We start from the raw sequence: 20,672 nt of genomic DNA, 5'->3' as shown, positions 1-20,672 counted from the left end.
CATCAAGAGGATTTCGTGGATGAGCATTCAGCAGAGCACCAGCGCCGTCCGGGCCGGCATCGACACCGACCACCAGTTCAACGCCGTGGTCCCGCCCCTGTACCTGTCTAGCAACTACCGCTTCCACGACATCCACACCCCGGCCCAGTACGACTACAGCCGCTCCGGCAACCCCACCAGGGACCTGCTGGGCCAGGCCATCGCCGAGCTGGAAGGAGGCGCCAGAGGCGTCATTACCGCCACCGGCATGGGCGCCGTCACCCTGGCCTTGCAGCTGCTGAGCCCCGGCGAGGTGCTGGTGGTGCCCCACGACTGCTACGGCGGCTCCTGGCGCCTCTTCAACGCCCTGGCCAAGAAGGGCGCCTTCGAGCTGCTGACGGTGGACCAGGGCGACGCCCAGGCCCTGGCCGCGGCCCTGGCAAAGAAGCCCAGGCTGGTGTGGGTGGAGACCCCCTCCAACCCTCTGCTGCGGGTGGTGGATGTCCAGGCCATCTGCGAGCAGGCCCATGCCGTGGGCAGCCTGGTGCTGGTGGACAACACCTTCCTGTCCCCCCTGGGCCAGCAGCCCCTGGCGCTTGGCGCCGATCTGGTGCTGCACTCCACCACCAAGTACCTCAACGGCCACTCCGACGTGGTGGGCGGTGCCCTGGTGGCCAAGGAGCAGGCCCTGGGTGACGAACTGGCCTGGTGGGCCAACTGCATCGGCATCACGGGTGCGCCTTTCGATGCCTTCCTGACCCTGCGCGGCCTGCGCACCCTGGCGGCCCGCTACCGCGCCCACGAGGAGAACGCCCAGGCGCTGGTGGCCTGGCTGGACGCCCAGCCGGAAGTGAAAGTCATCAACTACCCCGGCCTCAAGAGCCACCCCAACCATGACCTCGCCAAGCGCCAGCAGAAGAGCTTCGGCGCCATGTTCAGCGTCGAGTTTGCGGCCCCCGTCGAGGCCCTGGGCCGCTTCGTGTCCCGCTTGAGGCTGTTCTCCCTGGCCGAATCCCTGGGCGGTGTCGAGAGCCTGGTGGCGGTGCCCGCCACTATGACCCACGCCGCCATGAGCCCTGAGGCCCGTGCCGCCGCCGGCATCAACGACGGCCTGCTGCGCTTCTCGGTCGGCATCGAAGGTGCCGAGGATCTGATTGCCGATCTGGCCCAGGCCTGGCCTGCGCTGCGGGGGGAATGATGGGACAGCTTCATAAGTTGCGCGGCGGCGGGCGGGCAGGTGCCTGCTGTCACGGCATGACCCACGCCGCCATGAGCGTTGATGCCCGTGCCGCCGCCGGCATCAACGACGGCCTGCTGCGCTTCTCGGTCGGCATCGAGGGTGCCGAGGATCTGATTGCCGACCTGGCCCAGGCCTGGCCTGCGCTGCGGGGTGAATGATGCGCCACATCGATGAATTGCGGGGTGCCAGCCTGGCTGGAGCCACTGGCTGCGAGGGGGAATGATGCGCCATATCCATAAATTCGGCGGCTCCAGCCTGGCCGACGCCCACTGTTATAAACAGGTGGCGGCCCTGGTGCGCCGCCATTGCCAGAAAGGCGACCTGGTGGTGGTCTCCGCCTCAGGCGACACCACAGACCTGCTGCTGGCGCTGACCATCGAGAGCCTGCCGGCCCTGGCGCAGCACCAGCGCGGCCTCTTCGCCGCCTTGGAGGATCTCGACCAGGTGGCGCGCCTTTGTGCCGCCCTGGACGCGGATCTGGATGCCATAGCCCAGGCCCTGGCCGAAGGCATCGACAACCCCGACTGGCTGCTGGCCTTCGGCGAGCTCTGGTCGGCCCGGCTGCTGGCGGCGCTGCTGGACGTTGCCTACCTGGACGCCCGCGACTTCCTGGTCATCGAAGGCGGCCTGGTGCAGCCCCAGAGCGCCCAACGCCTCCAGGCCCTGGCATCCCAGGAGCTGACGGTGGTCACCGGTTTCATCGGCGCCGACAGCAAGGGCCAGGCCCGAACCCTGGGCCGTAACGGCTCCGACTACAGCGCCACCCTGGTGGCCGGTTTCCTGGAAGCCGCTTCCGTCACCATCTGGACAGACGTCACCGGCATCTACACCGCCGATCCGCGCAAGCTGGAAGGGGCCTACACCCAGAGCCTGCTGGCAGGCAACGTCGCCACCGAGCTGGCCCGCCTCGGCTCGCCGGTGTTGCACCCCCGCACCCTCACCGCCCTGGATCTCAGCCGCCAGCAGCTGATCATCCGCTGTACCTTCGCCCCCGACGAAGGGGGCACCCGCATCAGCGCCGAGCGCGGCAACAAGGCCCTGTCCAGCCTTACCTGGCGCCAAGGGGTCTACCGCTGCCAGCTGGCGGCAAGCGATGAAGCACTTAAGGCCCAGGCCTATGCCGTCGAGCCCGGCGGCCGGGTCGCCTACCTGCCTTTCCCCCACGGCGAGGACGCCGAGGCGCTGACCCTGCTGGCCCTGGTGGGCCAGGGGCTGGAATGGCAGAGCCCGGCTGGCGCCGCCCTGGCCAACGTCGCCCAGCAGGGCGGCCTGGTGCACCAGGCCAAGGGGCCGGACGGCCTCTCCCTTATCGCCTTCATCAGGGCGCTGCCTGAAAAAAGGCTGCTGGCCCGGCTGCACGACCAGCTCTTCGCCGTGGGCGTGGTGGTGCTGGGCCTCGGCAATATCGGCGGCTGCTGGCTGGACGGTTTCGCGCCCCGCCTCAAGGACCGCCTGCGCCTCTATGGCCTGGCCAACTCCAAGGCCCAGTTGTTCGACCTGCACGGCATCGACCCCGCCCATTGGCGGGACGAATTTGCGGCCCGGGCCCAGCCCCGCCAGGACGGCGACCTGCTGGCCGCCTTCCAGAAGGCGCCCTTCGCCCACCTGCTGCTGCTGGATCTCACCGCCTCGCCACAGGTGGCCAAGCAGTATCCCCAATGGCTCAACGCCGGCATCCACCTGGTCAGCGCCAACAAGCAGGCGGGTTCGGCCAGCCTGGACGACTACGACCGGCTGCACGTCACCCTGCGCCAAAGTGGCCGCCGCTGGTTCTACAACACCACGGTCGGCGCCGGCCTGCCGGTGCAGGCGGCGATCCGCGACCTGCTGGGCTGCGGCGACGACCTCGAAGGGGTAGGGGGCATCTTCTCCGGCACCCTCTGCTGGCTGTTCCAGAACTTCGACGGCACCAAGCCCTTCTCGGCCCTGGTGCGCGAGGCCCACGCCAAGGGCTTCACGGAGCCGGATCCGCGGGACGATCTCAACGGCTTGGACGCGGCCAGGAAGCTGTTGATCCTGGCCAGGGAAGCGGGCTGGCGCCTGGAGCTCAGCCAGCTGCGGATAGACAACCTGGTGCCGGAGCACCTACGCGCCATAGGGCGGGAGGAGTTCTTCGATCGCCTGGAGGAGCTGGACGCCCCGCTGCTGGCGGCCCTCAACGCAGCCCGCGCCCAGGGCAAGGTGCTGCGCTACGTCGGCAACCTGCGCCAGGAGGCGGACGGCTTTCGCGCCACCGTCGGCCTGGAGGCACTGGACCCCAGTCACCCCTTCGCCAGCCTGACGCCGGGAGACAACATCTTCGCCATCCAGAGCCGCTACTACCGGGAGAACCCGCTGATCATCCGCGGCCCCGGGGCCGGCCCCCACGTCACGGCGGCCGGGGTGCAGTCTGACGTGCTGCAGCTGCTGGCCTGGCTGGCCTGAATATAAGTCATTGTTAATACCCGCCTTTTGGCGGGTTTTTTTATGCCTTCGCCTTGACCTTCGGACAAAGATCGTTAGCATGGCCATTTAGACGTCTAAACATCTAGAGATCCATTTAATAGAGGAACTTCCACCATGGCTTTAACCCATTCCCTTGGTTTCCCCCGTATCGGCCGCCGCCGCGAACTGAAATTCGCCCTCGAATCCTTTTGGGCCGGCGACAGCGGCGAAGCCGAGCTGCAGGCCGTCGCCCGAGGCGTCCGCCGATACAACTGGCAGGCGCAGCAGCAGCTGGACCTGGTGCCCGCCGGCGACTTCAGCCTTTACGACCAGGTGCTGGACACGGCGGTGCGCCTGGGGGTGCTGCCCCAGCGCTTCGAAGCCGACGAGCCCCGCCTCACCCGTTACTTCCGCCAGGCCCGTGGCCGGGCCCCGGGCGGCGAGGACGTGCCGGCCCTGGAGATGACCAAGTGGTTCAACACCAACTACCACTACCTGGTGCCCGAGCTGGAGGCCGACCAGGGCTTTTGCCTCGACATCCACGACCAGCTCGCGCAGATCCGCGAGGCCAAGGCCCTGGGCCATGCCGTCAAGCCGGTGCTGCTGGGGCCCGTCACCTTCCTGTACCTGGCCAAGCAGCGCCAGGGGCAAGACGGCCGCCTGGCCCTGCTGCCGGCCCTGCTGGCCGCCTACCGCCAGTGGCTGGCCGCCCTGGCCGCCGAGGGCATCGACTGGGTGCAGCTGGACGAGCCTATCCTGGTCCAGGATCTCGGCGCCGACTGGCAGGGCGCCGTCGAGGCCGCCTATGGCGAACTGAGCCGGGAGCCTGTGCGGATCCTGCTGGCCAGCTACTTCGGCACCCTGGGCAACAACCTGGCCCTGGCCACCGGCCTGCCGGTGGCCGGCCTGCACATCGACGCCGTGGCCGGCAAGGCCCAACTGGCGGTGGTGGACGGCGCCTGGCCCAAGGACAAGGTGCTGTCCGTGGGCATCGTCAACGGCCGCAACGTCTGGCGCACCGACCTCAATGCCGCCATAGAACTGCTCGCCCCCCTGGCCCAGCGCCGCGGCGACAACCTCTGGGTGGCCCCCAGCTGCTCGCTGCTGCACAGCCCCGTCGATCTCGACCAGGAAGACCAACTGGACGACGAACTCAAGTCCTGGCTGGCCTTCGCCGTGCAGAAGGTGGAGGAGGTGCGGCTCATCGCCAAGGCGCTCAACGAGGGCAAGGGCGCCATCCAGGAGGCCCTGGCCGCCTCCGACGCCGCCGCCCTGGCCCGCCGCCAGTCCGGCCGCATCCACAACCCGGCCGTGGCCGAGCGCCTGGCTTCTATTACCGGCGAGCACAGCCGCCGCCAGCGCCCCTTCGCCGAGCGCATCAAGATCCAGCGTCAGGCCCTGCGGCTGCCCGCCTACCCCACCACCACTATCGGCTCCTTCCCCCAGACCCCGGCCATCCGCGGCCTGCGCCGCGACTGGCGGGCCGGCCGCCTGGCCGAGGCCGACTACCGCACCGCCATTGCCAGGGAGATAGAAGCCGTGGTGCGCGAGCAGGAGGCCTTGGGGCTGGACCTGCTGGTGCACGGCGAGGCGGAGCGCAACGACATGGTGGAGTACTTCGGCGAGCTGCTGGCGGGCTTCGCCTTCACCCGCTTCGGCTGGGTGCAGAGCTACGGCTCGCGCTGCGTCAAGCCGCCCATCATCTTCGGCGACGTCAGCCGCGCCCAGCCGCTGACGGTGGAATGGACCGCCTTCGCCCAGGGGCTGACCGACAAACCGGTCAAGGGCATGCTCACAGGCCCCGTCACCATCCTCGGCTGGTCCTTCCCCCGGGACGACCTGGATCTGCCCAGCATCGCCCGGCAGATAGCCCTGGCCCTGCGTGACGAAGTGGCGGACTTGGAAGCGGCCGGCATCAAGGTGATCCAGATAGACGAGCCGGCCTTTCGCGAGCTGCTGCCCCTGAAGCTGGCCGACCAGGGCCCCTACTTCGACTGGGCGGTGGAGGCTTTCCGGCTCTCGGCGGCCGGGGTGGCGGACGGCACCCAGATCCACACCCACATGTGCTACTCGGAGTTCAACGCCATCATCGACGCCATAGCGGCCCTGGACGCCGACGTCATCACCATAGAGACGTCCCGCAGCGCCAACGAGCTGCTGGAGGTGTTCCGCCACTACAACTACCCCAACGAGATAGGGCCGGGCGTCTACGACATCCACAGCCCCCGCATCCCCTCTGTGGACGAGATGGCGGCGCTGATCGAGCGGGCCCAGGCCTATATTCCCGCCGAGCGGCTCTGGGTGAACCCCGACTGCGGCCTCAAGACCCGCCGCTGGGAGGAAGTGCGGCCGGCGCTGAGCAATATGGTGGCCGCCGCCAAGCAACTGCGTGAGGGCGGCTGCGCTCGGTGATCTGGCGTTGGGCGCCCTCTGCGAAATGCTCATTTACTGGCATGTAAACTGCGCTTTCTCGGGGGCGCCCGCCTTGTCTCACCTTCGCTCGCGACGCCCTCACCGAATGGCTGCGCTCGGTGATCTGGCGTTGGGCACCCCCTGCGAAATGCGCATTTACCGGCATCTAAACTGCGCTTTCTCGGGGGCGCTCGCGACGCCCTCACCGAGTTGCCGCGAACCCATCCCTTCCGATCCAAGCCGCCTTTTTGGCGGCTTTTTTGTTTTTCCGCTTGATTTAGCCGTCTAAACGGCTAACATGCAGCTTTAGACGTCTAAACGTATAAACATCCAAGTGCGCGAAGGAGCCACCATGTCCCTGTCACATGCCCAACACCTGGAACTGCTGAACCAGAGCGTCAGCGATCTCAAGGACGACATCCAGGTCTCCTTCGAGTTCTTCCCCCCCGGCACCCAGAAGGCCGAGCAGAGCCTCTGGGAGGCCCTGGATCGCCTGGCGCCCCTGGCCCCCCGCTTCGTGTCCGTCACCTACGGCCACAGCGAGGAAGGGCGGGAGCGCACCCATAAGGTGGTGAAATCCATCCGCGAGCGCACCGGCCTCACCGCGGCGCCGCACCTGACCTGCATCGACACCCCCGAAGCCGAGCTGCGCACCATCGCCCGCGACTACTGGCAGAGCGGCATCCGCCACCTAGTGGCCCTGCGCGGCGACCGCCAGCCTGGCCGCCAGTACACCGACCTCTATGCCGCCGACCTGGTGCGCATACTGCGCGAGGAAGGGGACTTCGACATCTCGGTGGCCGCCTACCCCGAGGTGCACCCACAAGCCAAGAGCGCCCAGGCCGACCTGCTGGCCTTGAAGCAAAAAGTCGAGGCCGGCGCCAGCCGCGCCATCACCCAGTTCTTCTTCGACGTGGAAAGCTACCTGCGCTTCCGTGACCGCTGCGTCAGCGCCGGCATCGACGTCGAGATAGTGCCGGGCATCCTGCCGGTCTCCAACTTCGAGACCCTGCAGCGTTTCGCGGCCCTGACCAACGTCGGCCTGCCCCAATGGCTGGCCCAGCGCTTTGCCGGCCTGGAGAACGACCCCACCACCCGCTCCCTGGTCGGCGCCTCCATCGCCATCGACCAGGTACGGGTGCTGCGCCGTGAGGGGGTCAAGGAGTTCCACTTCTACACCCTCAACCGTGCCGAGCAGAGCTACGCCATCTGCCATACCCTGGGGGTGCGTCCCCAGCTGGCTAAGGCCAGCTAAAACAAAGCCTTGGCAGATGGCGGCCATCCGCCGCCTTACCTTCCGGCGTTCGTCCCCAGTTGGCAAAAGCCAGCTAAGTTAATTCCTTGCAGATGGCGGCCATCCGCCTCTCATACCTTCCAGGGTCAGGCCCCAACTGGCTAAGGCCGGTTAAAACAATCTCTTGGCAGAGGGCGCCTATATGAGGCCAAGGCTGATAGTTCCGATTTGAAAAGCCGGCTGTTGCCGGCTTTTTAATGCCTCTTTATCGATGAAACGCCGCCGACCCAAGACCAGGGTCGGCGGGCTTAAGGTTTTACCTTGGCATTGTGGGTTAAGGTCCTTAAGGTTTTGCTTTTTGCCGGCCCCGGGACAGGGCGCCCGGCGTCACCACATCGGGAGAAGTCGAAAATGAAAAGAACCGCCGTAGCGGCTGCCGTACTGGGTACCTTGCTGGGCCTGCCGGCCCTGGCCGAGGTACAGCCCCCCCAGGATGTCGCCTACCCTGGCACCATCAGCCTGAAAGTGGACGCCACCGATCTCGCCCACCGCATCTTCAAGGTTCACGAGGAAGTGCCGGTCCAGGCGGGCCCCCTGACCCTGCTCTATCCTGCCTGGATCCCCGGCCACCACAGCCCCACTGGCCCCATCGACAAGGTGGCCGGCATCAAGATCAGCGCCAAGGGCCAGGCCATTCCCTGGGAGCGTGACCAGGGCAACGTCTACGCTTTCCACCTGACGGTGCCCCAGGGCGTGGACAGCATCAGCGTCGATTTCGACTTCCTGAGCCCCCAGAACCCCCATCAGGGCCGGGTGGTAATGACCCCCGAAATGCTCAACCTGCAGTGGAACACCGTCGCCCTCTACCCGGCCGGCCACTTCAGCCGCCAGATCCAGGTGCAGCCCAGCGTCACTATCCCTGAAGGCTGGCAGCTGGCCACGGCCCTGGAACAGCAGGACCACAGCGGCAACAGCTACAGCTTCAAGGCCATCGACTTCGAAAACCTGGTGGACAGCCCCATCTTCGCCGGCAGCCATTACAAGCGCCTGGATCTCGCTCCCGGCGCCAAGGTGCCGGTGCACCTCAACGTCTTCGCCGACAAGGCCAAGGACCTGGAGGTGAGCGACGAGGCCCTGAAGATCCACCAGGCGCTTATCAAGCAGGTCTACAAGGTCTACGGCACCCAGCACTACAACCATTACGACTTCCTGCTGGCCCTGACCGACAAGCTGGGCGGCATCGGCCTGGAGCACCACAGGTCCAGCGAGAACAGCGCCAAGGAAAACTACTTCACCGAGTGGGACAAGTCCTGGCTGGGCCGTGACCTGCTGGCCCACGAGTTCAACCACTCCTGGAACGGCAAGTACCGCCGCCCCGCCGGCGTCTGGACCCCCAACTACAACGAGGTCAAGCGTGACCACGGCCTTTGGGTGTACGAAGGCCAGACCCAGTACTGGGGCTTCGTCTTCTCCGCCCGTTCCGGCCTCTGGAGCCACGACCAGGCCATGGACAGGATGGCCCTGCTGGCCGCCACCTACGACAAGGGCCGCCCCGGCATGCAGTGGCGCAACATCCTCGACACCACCAACGACCCGACCATAGCCCAGCGTTCGCCCCTGCCGTTCCGCAGCTACCAGATGAGCGAGGACTACTACTCCGGCGGCCAGCTGATCTGGCTGGCGGTGGACGCCAAGCTCCGTGAACTGTCCCACGACAAACACAGCCTCGACGACTTCGGCAAGGCCTTCTTTGGCGTCCACCCCGGCGCCTGGGACATCAACACCTACGAGTTCGAGGAAGTGGTCAAGACCCTGGACGGCATAGAGCACTACGACTGGAGCGATTTCCTCAACAGTCGCCTCAAGGGCCACGTCAACCTCTCCCAGTCCATGAACGACCAGGGCTGGAAGCTGGTCTACGACGACAAGCCCAGCGAAGCCACCAAGGCCGTCGAAGGCCGCTACAAGGGCACCGACTTCGTCTACTCCCTGGGCTTCATGGCCGGCAAGGACGGCACCCTGGGTGACGTGCTCTGGGACAGCCCGGCCTTCAACGCCGGCCTCTCCCCCAGCATGACCATCCTCGCCGTCAACGGTGAGCAGTTCGACGGCGACGTCCTCAAGGACGCCGTGACCAAAGCCAAGACCGACAAGGCCCCCATCGAGCTGCTGGTCAAGGACTTCAACCAGTACAAGACGGTGACCATCGACTACCACGGTGGCCTCAAGTACCCGCACCTGGTGCGGATCAAGGGCAAGAAGGACTACCTCAGCCAGGTGCTGAAGGCCCGCTAAGGTTTCTTGCCAAGTGTGAAAGCCCGGCCGATGCCGGGCTTTTTTATGGATGCTGCTCACTGCCATTAAGGGGGGCATCTGCAGGCCGTGGCCAGCAGATGCAGCGTTAGGCGTTTTAGGTCTTGATGGTGACTTTATCGCCTTTCCTGCTGCATTGGCCCTCCAGTAGTCTTTCAGGCCGGGATCTCAATCATCGAAGGCCGCATGCCTTTGTGATGGCAAGGAATGCAGGAGGAGACAAGGAATGGTCAAGATCAATGGCTCTGTGGGATATCAGGGCAAGAATCAGAAAGGTGATGTGAAGGCGGTCCAGCAGTTGCTGAACCGACATCTCAAGGAAATGCCCGGCATCAGGAAGCTGGCCGAGGATGGCGTTGCTGGCGGCCTTACGGTACAGGCCATCAAGGCCTTTCAGACGAGGGTCATGAAAATGGTCCGTCCCGACGGCAGGGTGGACCCGCAAGGTAAGACGCTCTCCCTCTTGAATAAGGCTAGCGGGGTGAAGGCCAGGCCAGCCAACGTGTCCGCCTTTATCGACAAGACGCTGCCCGCTGCCAAGGCCGTCAAGGATAGGTATGGCGTACCCATTTCGGTGCTGATGGCACAAGCCGCCTTGGAGTCGGGCTGGGGGCGGCATGTGAAAGACAACGCCTACTTCGGCATCAAGGCTCACAAGACGGCGGGCGCCACTACCACTTTCAAGACGACAGAATTCGTCAACGGTAAGCAAATCTCGATATCCGATCAGTTCCGGGCATATACCGACTTCAGGGAGTCGGCACTCGACTACGGGAAATTCCTGACGGAAAACCCAAGATATAAAACCGCCTTCCTCTATAAGAATGACCCTTTGAAATTTGCAGATCAGTTGCAGGCGGCCGGTTATGCCACGGACCCTCAGTATGCAAAGAAGCTTAAGACGGTCATTACCACCTATCACTTGGATGATTACGACAAATAAGGGCTTACCATGACCCAGGTTTTTTCCCGCGTCTTTACCGCCCTGGCCTTGGCTTCGGCGCTTTTATCGGCCAGCTGTAGTGCCGTGCCGGGGGAGCATGTCCAGGCCGGTGGCAAAGCTGCTGCCCCTGTGGCAGAGGCGCATTCCTACATCGACAAGGCCAAACAGCTGGTTCGGCAATATGCCCTGACCAACACTCCCCTGGCCTGCCTGGCCTTTGAAGATATCGGTGGCGACGCCGACTATCTGGCGGTGGTGGATGTCAGGGAGTTGCACAACGAGCAGTGCCCCGGCGATCCCGATGTCTCTCCCCGCCTGTTCAGCGTCGCCTTCGACAAGGAGCAGAGGGTCTGGACGGATGCCAAGTCCGAGCTGGGGCAGATGGAGCCTCTTGGTAACTAATTGAAAGTGTCTCTTGGGAGATTGGCCCTTATTGGCGTCTTAGGGGCCCTGTTTCCTTGCTGCCAGGCCGATGCCGGCAACGGCTACGACATGGAGCCGACCCTGACCCTCAGCCAGCCCTTGGGCAGTGCAACCTTTGTCTACCAGCAGTTCGATGCCGAAGTGGATTTTCCCTGCCCCCTGGTCAGCCTCAAGGCGGGTACCAAGGTGCTGGCCACCAAAGAACTCTGTCTCTACAAGGCCAGGGACCACAGCCCCTTCGACCTGCGCAAGGACGTGTCCTTCAACGCGATCCGGGACGCGGCGATTGTGGGCCATCGCCTGAGCTACACCCTGGACGTCAGCCTGCGCCGCCCCGACGCCTTCCTCCAAAAGTGCTCCTTGACCTTCAGCGACAAGGCCATAGGTGAGCCGGAGTGCCAGTTGGTGGACAGGCCTGAATAGCTGTCGAGGTGTCGATGCGCAGAGCTGGGAAAAGCCCCGCCTTAGGTGGGGCTTTTTTTATGGCCGGCAAGAGGTTAGGTTAAGCTGCGGCTGAATTTGGTCGCTTTACTGAAAGGCCAATGAGGAAACGGAGCTAAGGAATGTGTCTAGGAAGGACAGCGATGGAAAGCAATGGAGTCTGGGGCCGGTGAGCTCAAGGATGTTAGCCTGTCTCGAATGTGCCCTACGGCCACAGGCTTGTTGCCTGCTGGGCATGCCTGGGCCGTCCGAGGCCCTCGCCCTGGAGAACCGCTGCCGCCAGACTCCGGTGTTCAAATCCCCTCCTGACAGATCTGCCGTTCCGGCGGGCAGTCCACTTTCTTTCTCTGCAAACGACAGGGCGGGTCCACCCAAGCCCAAGAGTGCACCTCGTTTCCGCCAAAGCTTCGCGGTCACCCAATGCCGCTAAGCCTGGCGTTCGGCAAAATATGTGTAAAAAACAATCAACCTAGTAGTAGAGGAAGCCATGAAGTACGTCATTACACTTATTTCCACATTATCTTTTGCCGCATGCGCTTTTGCAGGCGAAGGGCAAGCGGATAAACAGTTGCCTTCACAAGTGTGCTTGTTTGCTGGCGTTCCTTCACAAGGGGCCGTTTTTGAAGAAGTGAAAAGGATTAAAGTCGCCAAGGGGAGCTACGGCAGCGTCAGCCAAATCCTGCCTGAGCTGGCGGCCAAGGCCCAGTCAATGGGCGCGAACGGTGTAGTTCATTATATGGGGTCTCAGCGCTTTGGCTTCTGGCCGTGGCGCATCGTCCGGCCCGTTGTAAGGGGCACTGCCGTGAAAGTGCAATTCAAAGAGGGGCAGAGCTGTGCTGATCTTGGCGGCAAGACAGTTGGAGACGTCATCAAGACTAACGTAGCGCCGACCTGATGAGTGCGCGTTAGGCATCGCTTTGGAGCCATGGGCCCCATGGCAACATCCAGGGTGCCGCCCAAGCCCCGCCATCAGGTGGGGCTTTTTTGTTTACCTTTCATTCAGTTGGCGCTAGCTTGGACATAAGCCTTGCGTAGGGAGATAGCACAACAGGGATTGTAGGGGGGCATTGGATAACCGGATTCCAAGGGCGGGTGAGGGGCGAAGCGAAAGCGCCGCTTTCGCGCACCCGAACGCGAGTACACAGGATGTACGAGCCGGGGTGAGCGCGTTAAAAAACGGTCCTGTGAACCATTTTTAGCTGGCGAACGCGAACAGCTTGCCTGTGAGCTGAGGACCGCCAGGGAGGGTTTCCCAAGGGGGGGACCAGCTGGATTAGGTTGTTTTGGTTGATGACAGGGATGCTATCAGCACTGTGGGAGCTGTGACCCAGGGGCGGTAGCGTGGGTTTTGGTCTGGCCGGTTAGTTTGCTGCCATAAGCGAGTCCCGAGTTGGAAGCCGTCCATGGCGGTTCAGTCTGGCTCGCCCTTCTAGAGGCGAGCCCCAGCGGCACAGCTTTTTGTATGCCGGTTCCCGCACCGGCGGGCGTGATACTTTGTTTTCGCACAAAGTATCCAAAGGCACCGCCCCTGGCGTTACGCGATGTCCTTACCTCTGGTCGCTTGCCGCTGACCGCTGCGTACGGTTCCCGACGCGTCCTCCGCTCGCTCGACATCCCTGTCTCGCGCCAGCTCACGCTCCCGACAGTAAGGCGCTCCACTTAAAAGGGACCCCTGGTCCTCATCGGCAGGCTCCGGAGGTGGTAAGACGCTCCGCAGCTTCGTTGAGTAATATGTATGTGTCTGATTTTAAAGATTACACAAAGTGGGTTTCCCGCTGAGTTCACTGAGTTCTGTTTAATTTTATTTAATCAAGGGGTAATTCATGGACGGTTTCAATCACAATGATAAAGAAATTGTATTTTGGAGCGAAACAGGAGAAGTGTTAAGCCAGAATAAGTATTCTGAAACTCATGTGTCATCAAGTGGTGGTGGTGGACATGTAGGAAGAAATGGTGGACATGTTAGGGCACCGAAGATTAAATCAACCACTGTAATAAATCATGAGATCTGGATAAAAAAAGACGATGGTAAGGAGAAAAATGTAAAACTGGTAGGGCAAGATATACCTCTCCGTGAAGGGCAGCGAGTCACATTAATATCTGCTGGAGTTAAAGGAGAGAATTCCAGCTATCATTCTGTTCTAGTAAACCACAATGCAAATAAACACTGGTTTATAAACGATGCTGACTCATTGAATCAAAAGCTGAAGATCGACTTGGTGACTGGCAACTCAGTTTTACTTGCTGGTGCTCTATGGTTGTTTTTGATCTTTCTAAATCAAAACTCCGCAGTACTCTTGAGTATCGAGACTATTTCTTTCGTAGGATTTGTTATTTATAAGCTGTTAACTAAAATGCCACGAGTACGAAAAATGAAAAAGTCACTTGACGGACATTTGGAGTCTTTGGCTCAGCAAGCATATAGGAATGTCTAACTAGAAAGAAATTCAGTTGAAGATGTGATGAATTACTACAGGTGTGAGTAATTTTTAGTTAACATAGTGCTGTGGTTGTCCTGATTTTAGCAGGTGTCGGAGCGGAGTGCCTCTTATTTTCATTTCATCTGCTGCGTGTGCCGCATTTTCCTGTGCGGTAATAGTTGATATCATAAACTTCGAATGTTGCCAAGATAGTATAATTATTGATTGATGAATTACTGATCTAGACAACTCATATGAAATATATTATAGCCTGCGCTTTAAGCGACTTTTATTTTCAATAGTTATTGAAGAGATTTTATGGAAAGATCAATTTTATCATTGACGATGGCTTCTGTTGTTATTTCTGGCTGTGCTAGCAATAACCAAAATATGGATTACAATGAGCCATTGTCATCTTATGTGGTTGAATCTGCTAAGAACCAAACAAACCTTATCGGTAAAATGAGGATCGATGGTAGGGTTCATAAGCAGAGCTTTGATGATCCAAAAATTTCTCTTACCGATTTCTGGTTTGTTACATCTAACTTAGGTGATAGTTCTTATGACAGCTTTCAAAGAGATATTGGAGATTACTGTCAAAGCCATAATGGTAAATATTTAAAGTACGACACTAAAGGTAAGATAAAGGTTTTTGCTGACGAGTTATACGCCTTTGGCCAAAAAGCATTTCTTGTATACAGCGATAAAGATGAAAGGACTTTTCTTTATGAATGCAAGGATAACGATAGCGGAGTAATTAGTTTTTCCTTGGCTATTAACAGTGGTGATAGTGATAATACGCTAGCTGGCAATACAGTCTCTAAGGTTAGAGTTGCGTTGTTTGAAAACATTGATAGTGTAGATTCTTTAAGTTTTAGGAAACAGTACTTATATATGACTGACCAGCTTCACGATAAATGGATAAAAACCTACTGACGGATTTTATTTTCTCCTTTAGTTACGTGAGGTTTTAAGGGCTGAAGTGTAAGAGTTGAAGGGGACATCCACACCCGCCTCCTAAAACCAAACGAAATTGCCTGCTTTTCGGTACTGCTAAGTGCGGCGCCGATACGAGGTTTTTTAGACTGAACTTTAGCTGGCGAATGAGAGCGATTGTCCGCCCATGCACATCCGAGATAATATCAATGGGCGAAGCCAGGAATCAGCTCTTTATTTACGGATGTCATGGTGATTTTTCGAGTAAAAATGTTGCGACAAGTAAGGTCTTTTATAAATGCCACATTGGATATCAATGAATAGATAGTATTGGAGTTTTCAAATGGGTGATTTTAGGTCCATCATCGTTGTAAGCGTTGCGCTAACTGTTTCCTCCTGCGCATTTTTATCATCTAAGCCACCTGTTTTACCGGGATATGAAAATAAGAAAATAGAATTTGGACTTGTTGGGCAAAGTGCGTATGCAGGCCAAAAAAGGATCTATTTCATTCAGTCTATAAATGGTCTTGATTGGGAACATGGATTGCCAACTTCAGGAAGTGGAATTAGAGTCCCTCCCGGTAAATATACTATCTTATATAAGTGGGGATATTGGAACCAAGCAGCAGATAAGTTCGCATCTGTTACTTTCGAAGCTAAGCCGGGAGTTTGTTATCAACCATGGTTTGAAAGCAGTGTTGTGAGCGAGAAAGTTGGCATGAACTGTAAAGATGACTACAAATCTATAGGGAACGGGAAGTATAAGCTTGATGGGAAAATTTGCGAGCCTCAATATGTAAGTAAGAATAAACATGGCCTTGTCATGAAAGAGTTTTTACCAGGTGACAGTGAGAATAGCAATCTATGTCCAGCAGATTTTAATAAAGAGGATTAAATTTTGAAAATTGCGCTAATTTTAAATTAACGCTGTAATGTAAGGGTCTAAATAATTTAAGAGGAACCTATCTCCAGTCCCCAAGTCTGAACGAAGCTGCCGTAGATCCCCCCTTGGAGCCGCCGAGTTGTCGGGAGTGGGAGCAGATCCGAGGCATGGACGCCGAGGAAGCTGAGTACGTGGTTGGACCCGCGTATGAAGCGGTCTACGGCAAGCGACCAGAAGCGAGGGGACGCGCAGCGCGGCGAAACCGGGGGTGCACTCTTTGGTTACTTTCTCTTGCAAAGAGAGAAAGTGACCCGCCCGCCGGGGCGGGACCCGGCAAAAAAAGGCACTCTCAGCTAAAAGTAGATTGAAGGGATAGTGGGGGCCCACCCCACCAACGCCCTCAAGGAACAGGCAAATGGACTTCACCACACTACTCAAGCCCCTCCTGCCATACTACGGCTACATGCTTGCCCTCATCATCCTGACGGGAATACTGAAAACCCCTTGGTTCAAAGGCCTCACCGGCGAGTGGTGGGTGCGCTCCATTGCCAAGCTGCGGCTGCCTAAGGACATCTACCACCCCATCCATAACGTCACCTTGCCCATGGATGACGGCAGCACCCAGATAGACCATATCTTCGTATCCGTTTACGGCATCTTCGTGGTGGAAACCAAGAACATGAAGGGCTGGATCTTCGGCAGCGAGCGGCAGGCGCAGTGGACCCAGAAGATCTTTCGCAGCAGCTTCAAGTTCCAGAATCCCTTGCGGCAGAACTACCGGCACCTCAAGGCCCTGGAGGCGGCCCTGGACGTGCCACCTGAGACATTGCACTCGGTGGTGGCCTTCATGGGGGAGTGCAGCTTCAAGACGGCCATGCCGGCCAACGTCACCCTCGGCGGCGGCTATTGCCGATATATCCGCTCCTTCAAAGAATCGGTGCTGAGCGAGGCGGAGGTCTCGGAACTGGTGACCAGGATCCAGTCGGGCCGGCTGGCCCCTGGCCTCAGGACCCATTTCGAACATGTTGCAGGCCTTCGCCGGCGCCATGAAGGCAAGGTACAAGGGCAGGGCGACCCCTTGGTTGTCGGCTCCAAGGCCAGGCCTGAAGCGGCTCTCTTGGAAGCCGAACGCCTCTGCCCCAAGTGTGGCCAGCCCATGGTGCAGCGCACCGCCAAAAGGGGCGCCAACGCAGGGGGCCAGTTCTGGGGCTGCTCCCAGTTCCCAAAATGCCGGGCCATGGCCAAGGTGGGTGCCTTCCCTTAACGCCCTTGATGCAAAGGAATTTCCGCTAGTATTAGGAAACATTCGCTCTGACTTGGTTCCTTTAACCCGGTGGAAGAAAGGAGGTGTGGAATGGCTGAAGAGATACGCAAGGAACTGGATACCCTCAAGGCGGACATGGCCAAGCTGCGGGAAGATATCGGCAACCTGACGGGGGCGGTCAAGAACGCCGCCAAGGAAAACGTCAGGAACGCCAAGGCCGATGCCCAGGACGGGATGCATAAGGCCTGGGAAGACATCGAGAAACGCTTCGAAACCATGCTCAACGAGGGCAAGACGGCCTACAACAAGGCTGAGCACAGGGTGGCCGAACATCCCACCGGCAGCGTGCTGGCGGCCTTTGGCCTGGGCTTTGTCATCGCCAAGCTGCTCGACAGGGGAGATCGGCACTGAACCGGCTGACCGACTATGTCATCGCCTTCACCGACCTCCTTGAGGCCGAAGGCCGGTCGCTGCGCCGCTCTGTCATGCGCACCGGTGTCGGCCTGGGGCTGCTGCTCCTTGCCGCCTTGCTGGTGTTTGCGGGCCTGGCCCTCTGCCTTTGGGGGCTCTACCTGCTGGCGCTGGTGCCCATGGGGGCCAGTGGCGCCGCCGTCTTGATCGGTGCCCTGGCCATGCTCCTGGCTGGACTGCTGCTATGGCTGGCAAGAGCCCTCACCCGCTGACCCCGGACGAGGCCAAGGCCCGGCTTCGCCAGGCGGCGGATCAGGCCAGCCTGGGCCTGTGGGTTGGCCGGCACCCCTGGCCTGTGATGGCCGCCGCCCTGGTCGGCGGCTTCGTCGTCGGCCGTATCGGGGTGACGGCACTGGCCCGGACTCCCCTGGCGCGCCGTTTTGCGCCTGTGCTCTTGAGGTTGGTGTGGGACTGGCGGCGATGCTGACATCGGCGCCAGCTCCTTCTTTTGCCGCCATGCCGCCCCCTGCCTAGCCAAGGGCACCTCCGTTGCCGCTCTATCCCTCAGTCTCGACAAGCGGCCTGGCTCGCTGGCTGAGCCGCAAGACGCGGCGGCCGCAAAGGCATAACATCGTCTGGACTATGAAAAAATGATGCTCAAGGTACGCCGCCGGCCAGGGCTGGGGGGCGGCCTGCCGCATAAAAAAGGGAAAGGCATGGGGAACAACAGCTTGAAGACAGGGGTGGGATTGGCGCTGGCACTGATGGCGGCCAATGCGGCAGCGGCGCCGGCAGGAGGCTCCGCGGCGCTGACCAAGGCGGACTACCAGAACGCCGAGCGCTTCCTCAGTTACAAGACGGATCCGCTGGTGGACCATGATGTGCGCAAGGCCCACTGGTTCGACGACAGCCAGTTCTGGTTTGTCGACACCGACCACGAGGCCCAGCGCTACATGCGCATGGATGCGGCAAGCGGTAAGGCCGAGCCCCTCTTCGACCAGGCCAAGCTGGCGGCGGCCCTGAACGCGGCCATGGCGGCCGAGGCCGGCAAGGACAAGCAGCACAAGAAAGACGACAAGGCCAAACCCCTGGAAGCGGGCAAGCTGCCCATCAGCGACATCAAGCTGCCCAAGAACGGCCATATCCAGCTGACCGTCAAAGGCAGCGACTACAGCTGTGACTACCCCGGCCTGCAAGAGTGCGTGAAGGGCGTGCTGAGTGCCGTGCTGGCCGGCAACGGCAAGAAGGCCGACATCGCCAAGCTGCACGGTGTCATCTCCCCGGACGGCAAGCAAGTCGCCTTTATCCGCGACTGGAACCTCTGGGTGCGCGACATCGCCTCGGGCAAAGAACGCCAGCTGACCAAGGACGGGGTCAAGGACTTCGGCTACGCCACCGATAACGCCGGCTGGGTCCATTCAGAGCAGGCGGTGCTGGAATGGTCCCCTGACTCGAAGCGGATCGCCACCTTCCAGCAGGACCAGCGCAAGGTGGCCGACATGGCCCTGGTCAGCACCGCCCTCGGCAACCCCAAGATAGACGTCTGGAAATACCCCCTGGCCGGTGACAAGCACGTCTTCATGATCCACAGGGTCGTCATCGACGTGGCCGCCGCCAAGGTGGTGCCCCTGAAGATGAAGCCGGACTTCCACCGTTCCACCCTCTGCGACGACATCAGCTGCAGCGGCCACGGCGCCTGGGACGACGTCAAATGGGCGCCGGACAGCCAGAGCCTGGCCTTTGTCTCCACCTCCCGCGACCACAAGCACGAGTGGCTGCGCATCGCCGACCCCAAGAGCGGCAAGGTGCGCACCGCCTTTGAAGAGTCCGTGCCCAGCTATTTCGAGAGCGGCATAGAAGGCGTGAGCTGGCGCTACCTGCCCGGCAGCGACCAGGCCTTGTGGTACTCGGAGCGCAGCGACTGGGGCCAGCTCTACCTCTACAGCACCAAGACCGGCAAGGTGTTGCATCCCGTCACCAGCGGCGAAGGGGCCGTCTCCAACGTGCTGCACCTGGACCCCAAGAGCCGTGAGGTCTGGTATACCGCCGTCGGCAAGGTCAAAGGCAACGACCCCTACTACCGCCAGCTGTGGAAGGCTTCCCTGGACGGCGGCGAGCCTGTGCTGCTGACCCCGGAAAACGCCGACCACAGCATCAGCCTGTCCAAGGACGGCAGCTACTTCGTGGACAGCTATTCCACCCCTACCACACCGCCGGTGACTGTGCTGCGCGCGGCCAAAGACGGCCATGTCATCAGCACCGTCGCCAAGGCCGACATCTCCCGCCTCAAGGCCGCCGGCTGGGTGGCGCCCGAGCCCATCATAGTCACGGGCCGGGACGGCAAGACCCCCCTCTATGGCTTGATGTTCAAGCCCAGCAACTTCGACCCCAAGAAACGCTACCCCATCATCGACTACGTCTACCCCGGCCCCCAGACCGGCTCGGTGCGTGGCCGCAGCTTCCTGGCGGCGCGCAGCGACCACCAGGCCATGGCGGAATTGGGCTTCATCGTAGTGGCCATCGACGGCATGGGCACCCCCTGGCGTTCCAAGTCCTTCCACGACACCTGGTACGGCAACATGGGCGACAACACCTTGCCTGACCAGGTAAAGGCCATCCGCGAGCTGGCCAACCGCTACCCCTGGATCGACTTCAAGCGGGTCGGGATCTGGGGCCATTCCGGTGGCGGCAACACCACGGCCGATGCCATGTTCCGCTACCCGGAACTCTTCAAGGTGGGCTGGGCCGAGTCCGGCAACCATGACAACCGCAACTACGAGGCCGACTGGGGCGAGAAGTACCAGGGCCTGGTGAAGGACAATGCGGACGGCACCAGCAACTACGACAACCAGGCCAACCAGGATCTGGTGGCGCACCTCCAGGGCAAGCTGATGCTGACCTACGGCACCCTGGACGACAACGTGCCGCCCCAGAACACCGAGTTGCTGGTCCAGGCGCTGATCAAGGCCGACAAGCCCTTCGACATGATAGCGGTGCCCAACGCCCACCATGCCTATGGCTACGCCACGCCCTACATCACCAAACGGCGCTGGGACTACTTCGTCCAGCACCTGCTGGGCGCCACCCCGGCCCCTTACCAGCTCAAGGAATGGCCCTGGCATTAAGCCGTTCCCGCTGCAAAAAGCCGGCCCTTGGGGCCGGTTTTTTATGGTCAGCCGCCTGCCCTGGCCGATATAAAAACTACATCGACATCAGCTACTTCTTGCCGGGGAGCTGGCCATGGGGCCGCCGTCACGGTTCGGAGAGAAGGCAGGGGTGAATGGCTTGTTCAGGTAAATGCCTTGTTATAGCTTTAGGGCCGGGGAATCCTTTCTCCCCATTGCCAGGA

General features: G+C 60.6%; 18 protein-coding genes. All 18 read left to right on the top strand.

Translation table 11 applies throughout. From position 1 onward, the window contains the following. Positions 1 to 19: 19 nt before the first annotated feature. The 18 genes from metB (at position 20) to PVT67_RS16850 (ending at position 20,448) form a co-directional block, all read left to right on the top strand. Positions 20 to 1,177, top strand: a complete 1,158-nt coding sequence (metB, locus tag PVT67_RS16935) for a cystathionine gamma-synthase (protein WP_301495718.1) — start codon at positions 20 to 22, stop codon at positions 1,175 to 1,177. Further along, positions 1,177 to 1,377, top strand: coding sequence for a PLP-dependent transferase (locus PVT67_RS16930; RefSeq protein WP_419181021.1), 201 nt, complete (start codon positions 1,177 to 1,179; stop codon positions 1,375 to 1,377). Before metB ends, PVT67_RS16930 begins: the two co-directional genes overlap by 1 nt. Positions 1,378 to 1,441: 64 nt before the next feature. Then, entirely contained in the window at positions 1,442 to 3,643 is a 2,202-nt protein-coding gene (locus tag PVT67_RS16925; protein ID WP_301495716.1) for an amino acid kinase family protein, read from the top strand. Between the two features lie 135 nt (positions 3,644 to 3,778). Next, a complete protein-coding gene (gene metE / locus PVT67_RS16920) occupies positions 3,779 to 6,055 on the top strand; it encodes a 5-methyltetrahydropteroyltriglutamate--homocysteine S-methyltransferase (RefSeq protein WP_301495714.1) in 2,277 nt (758 codons plus the stop codon). A gap of 352 nt (positions 6,056 to 6,407) precedes the next feature. Continuing rightward, complete coding sequence (metF, locus tag PVT67_RS16915) at positions 6,408 to 7,310, top strand: methylenetetrahydrofolate reductase (RefSeq protein ID WP_301495712.1); 903 nt, start codon at positions 6,408 to 6,410, stop codon at positions 7,308 to 7,310. A gap of 390 nt (positions 7,311 to 7,700) precedes the next feature. Beyond that, positions 7,701 to 9,584, top strand: a complete 1,884-nt coding sequence (locus tag PVT67_RS16910) for a M61 family metallopeptidase (RefSeq protein WP_301495710.1) — start codon at positions 7,701 to 7,703, stop codon at positions 9,582 to 9,584. A gap of 244 nt (positions 9,585 to 9,828) precedes the next feature. After that, positions 9,829 to 10,545, top strand: coding sequence for a glucosaminidase domain-containing protein (locus PVT67_RS16905; protein WP_301495708.1), 717 nt, complete (start codon positions 9,829 to 9,831; stop codon positions 10,543 to 10,545). 9 nt (positions 10,546 to 10,554) lie between these two features. Further along, entirely contained in the window at positions 10,555 to 10,947 is a 393-nt protein-coding gene (locus tag PVT67_RS16900) for a hypothetical protein (protein ID WP_301495706.1), read from the top strand. Continuing rightward, a complete protein-coding gene (locus tag PVT67_RS16895) occupies positions 10,948 to 11,391 on the top strand; it encodes a hypothetical protein (RefSeq protein ID WP_301495704.1) in 444 nt (147 codons plus the stop codon). It abuts the gene before it with no gap. A gap of 505 nt (positions 11,392 to 11,896) precedes the next feature. Then, a complete protein-coding gene (locus tag PVT67_RS16890; protein WP_301495702.1) occupies positions 11,897 to 12,304 on the top strand; it encodes a hypothetical protein in 408 nt (135 codons plus the stop codon). 928 nt (positions 12,305 to 13,232) lie between these two features. After that, positions 13,233 to 13,844 (top strand): hypothetical protein, encoded by a 612-nt coding sequence (locus tag PVT67_RS16885; RefSeq protein WP_301495700.1) that lies wholly within the window; start codon positions 13,233 to 13,235, stop codon positions 13,842 to 13,844. A gap of 303 nt (positions 13,845 to 14,147) precedes the next feature. Next, positions 14,148 to 14,765 carry a hypothetical protein gene (locus PVT67_RS16880; RefSeq protein WP_301495698.1) on the top strand — a complete coding sequence of 206 codons (618 nt, stop codon included), beginning with the start codon at positions 14,148 to 14,150 and terminating at the stop codon, positions 14,763 to 14,765. 343 nt (positions 14,766 to 15,108) lie between these two features. Further along, positions 15,109 to 15,660, top strand: coding sequence for a hypothetical protein (locus PVT67_RS16875; protein WP_301495696.1), 552 nt, complete (start codon positions 15,109 to 15,111; stop codon positions 15,658 to 15,660). A gap of 403 nt (positions 15,661 to 16,063) precedes the next feature. Beyond that, positions 16,064 to 16,912 (top strand): nuclease-related domain-containing protein, encoded by an 849-nt coding sequence (locus PVT67_RS16870; protein ID WP_301495694.1) that lies wholly within the window; start codon positions 16,064 to 16,066, stop codon positions 16,910 to 16,912. Positions 16,913 to 17,002: 90 nt separating this feature from the next. Continuing rightward, positions 17,003 to 17,323 (top strand): ElaB/YgaM/YqjD family protein, encoded by a 321-nt coding sequence (locus tag PVT67_RS16865; protein WP_301495692.1) that lies wholly within the window; start codon positions 17,003 to 17,005, stop codon positions 17,321 to 17,323. 74 nt (positions 17,324 to 17,397) lie between these two features. Further along, complete coding sequence (locus PVT67_RS16860) at positions 17,398 to 17,595, top strand: hypothetical protein (protein WP_301495689.1); 198 nt, start codon at positions 17,398 to 17,400, stop codon at positions 17,593 to 17,595. After that, positions 17,568 to 17,810, top strand: a complete 243-nt coding sequence (locus PVT67_RS16855) for a hypothetical protein (protein ID WP_301495687.1) — start codon at positions 17,568 to 17,570, stop codon at positions 17,808 to 17,810. The genes PVT67_RS16860 and PVT67_RS16855 overlap by 28 nt, the downstream gene beginning before the upstream one ends. Positions 17,811 to 18,039: 229 nt before the next feature. Beyond that, a complete protein-coding gene (locus PVT67_RS16850; RefSeq protein ID WP_336407771.1) occupies positions 18,040 to 20,448 on the top strand; it encodes a S9 family peptidase in 2,409 nt (802 codons plus the stop codon). The last annotated feature ends 224 nt before the right edge of the window (positions 20,449 to 20,672 follow it).

Origin of the sequence: Gallaecimonas kandeliae, from assembly GCF_030450055.1 — a bacterium.
GTDB lineage: Bacteria > Pseudomonadota > Gammaproteobacteria > Enterobacterales > Gallaecimonadaceae > Gallaecimonas > Gallaecimonas kandeliae.
The sequence above is the reverse complement of the archived record's forward strand: the minus strand, read 5'-3'. Positions and strand labels throughout refer to the sequence as shown.